Genomic DNA, 5,215 nt, shown 5'->3' with positions numbered 1-5,215 from the left:
TACGGAAGTTCGGACCCTGATACGCGTGCACTGACGCTCGATGTAATCACCCGTGAGGCAAAAGAAACTTTTCCGCAGTTTGAAGTGCGCGAAGCGTATATCTCTCCCATTGTTCGGCGCAGGCTGGAGAAGCAAGGCGTTCATAAAGACAGTCCGGTAGACGCACTGCTGAAACTCAGAAGCGAAGGATATTCGCATGTACTGATACAGAGTACAACACTGATTGAAGGAAGTGAAATGACTTCCGTCCGCCGCGATGCGGAGAGCGTGAAGCCCTTCTTTAAAGAAATAAAAGTAGGTAATCCATTGCTTTATACAGTGGAAGATTGCGAAAAGGTAATCGAAATTCTGACACAAGAACAGCCCGGAAAGAAAGAAGACGTCATCTATGTGGGACACGGCAATCAATTGCCAAGTACCGCCACTTACGCCATGCTGGACTATATGATGAAAGCCCACGGACTGAAAAACTTCCACGTCAGCACCATCGAGGGTTATCCTACACTGGACGCTACACTGGCACAGTTGAAGGAGACACGCCCGAAACAAGTGACACTGATACCGTTGTTGCTGGTATGCGGTAATCATACAAAAGAAGACATCGTCGGAGTATGGAAACCGGAAATGGAAAAAGCAGGTTATCAGACCAATGTCCGCATGCAGGGACTGGGCGAACAACCCGCTATCCGGAAGTTATATATGGAACACATTGAGGCGTTGCTGAAATAGCTACACCCTTTCCCTCTTATGGCTACACCTTTTGCCCCGGATGGCTACACCATTCCAGGCAAAGGGTGTAGCCCTTTTTACACCCTTTTATACCCGAAATTTAGAGAATAGAATGTATCTTTGCATGATAGAAATATAAGCGATATGAAACAGCCAAAGATAATAGTTGCCGGCATCGGACCGGGCAGCGAACAAGACATTACGCCTGCGGTTCTGGAGGCGGTTCGCGAAGCGGATGTAGTAGTGGGATATAAATATTATTTCCGTTTTATCCAGCCTTATCTCCACCCTGAAACAGAATGTATAGATACGGGCATGAAGCGGGAACGCACTCGTGCGGAACAGGCATTTGAATTGGCGGAACAGGGAAAAACGGTTTGTGTCATCAGTTCCGGTGATGCGGGAATTTATGGAATGACTCCGCTGATTTACGAGATGAAGCGGGAACGGAACAGCAACGTCGAAGTAATTGCCTTGCCGGGTATCAGTGCTTTTCAGAAAGCGGCTTCACTGCTGGGTGCTCCTGTGGGACATGATTTCTGTGTGATTTCCCTCTCCGACTTGATGACACCGTGGGAACGGATCGAGCGTCGCATCCGTGCGGCAGCCATGGCTGATTTCGTAACGGCTGTATACAATCCGAAAAGCGAAGGGCGGTATTGGCAACTCTATCGATTGAAAGAGCTGTTTCTCGCAGAAGGACGCGCTCCGGAGACTCCGGTAGGTTATGTACGCCAGGCCGGACGGGATGAACAGGAAGTGCATCTGACGACACTCGCCGATTTCAATCCCGAAGAAGTGGACATGTTTACAGTCATCCTGATCGGTAACTCGCAATCTTATGTGTGGAACGGTAAGTTCATTACTCCCCGGGGATATTATAACCGTCCGGATAAGGATGAACAACCGACTAAGGGGATAGGTCAGGACATCATGATACAAAGTTTCCGGACCATTGAGTCGGAACTAAAGAATAAGAATATTCCTCTGGATCATAAATGGGCTTTGCTGCATGCCATCCATACTACGGCTGATTTTGAAATGGAAAAGCTGCTGTATACGGACAAAGGTGCTGTGGAAAAGCTTTATCAGAAAATAGCGGACGGTCGGTTGAAAACGATTGTTACGGATGTGACGATGGCTGCCAGTGGTATCCGCAAAGGAGCTTTACAACGGCTGGGGGTAGAAGTGAAATGTTATCTTTCCGATGAACGGGTAGCGGCAATGGCAGCGGAAAAAGGAATCACCCGTACACAAGCCGGTATACGTCTGGCAGTGGAGGAACATCCGGATGCCTTGTTTGTATTCGGTAATGCGCCGACGGCTTTGATGGAACTTTGTGATCTGGTACGTAAAGGAAAGGCTGTACCAAGCGGTATTATTGCCGCGCCTGTGGGTTTTGTACATGTACAGGAATCCAAACACATGGTGAAGCCGTTCATGGAAATACCCAAACTGATAGTGGAAGGACGAAAAGGAGGAAGTAATTTGGCTGCAACGCTGGTGAATGCAATCTTGTGCTACAATGATGCGGAACAGTTAAGGCCGGGACGGGATGTTTAAATAGATACACTATGATACGAAACTTTATCATCATAGGCATGGACGACAACCGGGAACCTTTCTTCCCGCCCGAAGTGCTGCGGCATATCTGGGAAGGAAAAGTTTTCTCCGGCGGCTTGCGGCATCGGGAGATTGTAGAGAAGTTACTTCCGGAAGGTGCGGAATGGATTTCCATAACAGTTCCACTGGATAACGTCTTTGCCCAATACGAAAACATTTTTGCAGACTTTGAGAAGAAGGCTTCCGATGCATCGATTGTCGTATTTGCATCCGGAGATCCTCTGTTTTTCGGCTTCGCCAATACGGTAAAACGAAAACTGCCCGATGCAAAGATATGCCTCTACCCGGCTTTCAATTCCCTGCAAACATTAGCGCACAGACTGGTGATGCCCTACGACGATATGCGTACCGTCTCCCTGACAGGACGTCCGTGGCAGGAACTAGACAAAGCACTCATAGAACGTGCCCACAAAATAGGTGTACTGACAGATCGGGAGCATACCCCTGCCACTATCGCCGCGCGAATGTTGGAATACGGATACAACTCCTACACCATGTACGTAGGCGAGCACCTCGGCAATCCCGAACGCGAGCGCATTCGCCGGATGAGTCTTGAAGAAGCTGAAAAAGAGACATTTGAGCATCCGAATAATTTGCTGCTCTGCTACGATACCCGTAGACGGTCAGCTACGACACCCGTAGACGATCAGCTATGGTACCCGTATATGGTCAGCTACGACACCCATAGCAAGGAAGCTCTCCTCCCTATAGATAGTCAGCCCTCTATAACTGAACAGCCCCGCCCCTTCGGTCTTCCCGACGAACAATTTGCCCACTTGGACGGACGTGCCCGCATGATTACCAAAGCTCCGATCCGCCTCCTTACCTTGCAGGCATTGGAATTGAATCGCCGCCGCGTTTTTTGGGACATAGGTTTCTGCACAGGCTCTGTCTCCATCGAAGCCCGCCTGCAATTCCCGCATCTTACGGTTGTTTCGTTCGAGATACGTCCCGAAGGAGAAGAACTGATGCGCATCAACTCCCGACGTTTCGGTGCGCCGGGAATCACAGCCTTAATCGGAGATTTCCTGCAAACTGATCTGGAAGCTCTCCCCCGCCCCGACGCTGTCTTTATCGGCGGGCACAGCGGAAAATTAGACGATATACTGGTACGCCTGAAAGAAGTATTGCAGCCCGGCGGTTGCATCGTCTTCAACTCCGTATCCCCCAATAGCAGGGAATTGTTCCGTAAAGGGGCAGAAAATGCAGGAATGTCTCTGCAACCCTCCCTGCACATCGCACTCAATGATTATAACCCGATAGAAATAATGAAAGTAACCTTATGAATAAGAATAATGAGAGCCACCCTATGAAGGTAGCTATTATACTGATTTCCGAAAGCAGTCTGCCCATTGCACGAACGCTGAGTAACGAGTTTCCCGACTCCGAAATAATCACTACGACTCCTGCACCCGACTGCACATACGTTTCTTTTTACGAAGAATTTATGGCTCTGTCTTTCCATCGCTACGATGCCTTTATCTTCATAGGTGCCATGGGCATCTGCGTCCGCACCATCGCCCCGCATGTGAAAGATAAACATACAGATCCCGCCGTGATCTGTGTAGACAGCACTGGCCGCTATGCCGTTTCCGTCCTCTCGGGACACATCGGAAAGGCCAACGAAATGACAGAAAACATCGCCCATATTCTCGGCGCTGAACCTGTTATCACCACCCAAAGCGACCGCACCGGCCTCTGGGCACTGGACACCCTGGGTGATAAATTTGACTGGGCTGCCATCCCCGGTGAGACGGAATTTGGTATGATGAATAACATCATCAGCCTTTTTGTGAAGAAAGTTCCCACCGCCCTCTTCCTTGAAGTGCGTGATCAGGGAACGGAATATCTGGAAAAGACCTGCCCGCCACACGTGGATATACATTACGGCTTATTCCGGGATGTAGACCTCAGCCGTTACCAGCTGGTTATACTCGTCACTCCTTTCCTGCACAATACGCATGACACCCCTGCACTCTTTTATGTGCCCAAGGTATTGCATGTCGGCGTAGGTCTGGCACATCAGGCAGGTCCCGTGCATGACATCGTTGAAAACATCCTTGGTACGATGATTAACAGTACCTTCATGCCCCGTGCCGTAAAATACATCGCCACCATTAATGAGAAACGCAACGAACCGGTCATTAAGGAGCTGGAACGTGCCTATCAGATACGCTATTACAGTGCGGAGGAACTGAAAGAAATCTCCGTCCCCAACCCCAGTCCGGTGGTAGAGAAGCATATGGGTACGCCCAGCGTTTCCGAAGCCGCCGCCTTTCTTTCCGCGAACGGTGGTAAACTTCTGTTGGACAAGCAAAAAGGCGGAAACTACACCATGGCCATAGCCATCGAAGAAGGAGTACTCCGTTACTACGGACATATCGAAATCGTCGGCGCAGGTCCGGGTGATCCCGATCTCATCTCCGTGCGTGGAAGGCAAATGCTGGAGAAGGCAGATCTCATCCTCTACGCCGGCAGTCTCGTTCCCCGCGAACTGACATTCTGTGCCAAACCGGGTGCTACGGTACGCAGTTCGGCTTCCATGGACTTGGAAGAACAGTTTGCACTGATGAAGAAATTCTATGATGAAGGCAAATTCATCGTCCGCCTGCATACGGGAGATCCCTGCATCTACGGTGCCATCCAGGAACAGATGAACTATTTCGACCAGCATCGCATGAGTTATCACATCACTCCGGGTATTTCTTCCTTCCAGGCTGCTGCCGCTGCGCTGAAATCTCAGTTTACCATTCCTGAGAAAGTGCAAAGCATCATCCTTACCCGCGGTGAAGGACGCACCCCCATGCCGAAACGCGAACAACTCCACCTGCTGGCACGCTCGCAAAGCACCATGTGTATCTTC

General features: G+C 50.0%; 4 protein-coding genes. All 4 read left to right on the top strand.

Translation table 11 applies throughout. The annotated features are described in order from the left end of the window. Nucleotides 1–729: sirohydrochlorin cobaltochelatase (locus tag BACCELL_RS20285; RefSeq protein WP_007213920.1), on the top strand; the 729-nt coding region annotated here is incomplete at its 5' end. Nucleotides 730–873: 144 nt separating this feature from the next. After that, entirely contained in the window at nt 874–2,292 is a 1,419-nt protein-coding gene (gene cobJ / locus BACCELL_RS20280) for a precorrin-3B C(17)-methyltransferase (protein WP_007213919.1), read from the top strand. Nucleotides 2,293–2,303: 11 nt separating this feature from the next. Then, nucleotides 2,304–3,638 carry a bifunctional cobalt-precorrin-7 (C(5))-methyltransferase/cobalt-precorrin-6B (C(15))-methyltransferase gene (locus BACCELL_RS20275; protein ID WP_007213918.1) on the top strand — a complete coding sequence of 445 codons (1,335 nt, stop codon included), beginning with the start codon at nt 2,304–2,306 and terminating at the stop codon, nt 3,636–3,638. A 23-nt stretch (nt 3,639–3,661) separates the two neighbouring features. Continuing rightward, nucleotides 3,662–5,215: cobalamin biosynthesis protein (locus tag BACCELL_RS20270; RefSeq protein WP_044154257.1), on the top strand; the 1,554-nt coding region annotated here is incomplete at its 3' end.

Origin of the sequence: Bacteroides cellulosilyticus DSM 14838 (assembly GCF_000158035.1) — a bacterium.
GTDB classification, from domain to species: Bacteria; Bacteroidota; Bacteroidia; order Bacteroidales; family Bacteroidaceae; genus Bacteroides; species Bacteroides cellulosilyticus.
This window is presented reverse-complemented; position numbering and strand designations above follow the sequence as displayed.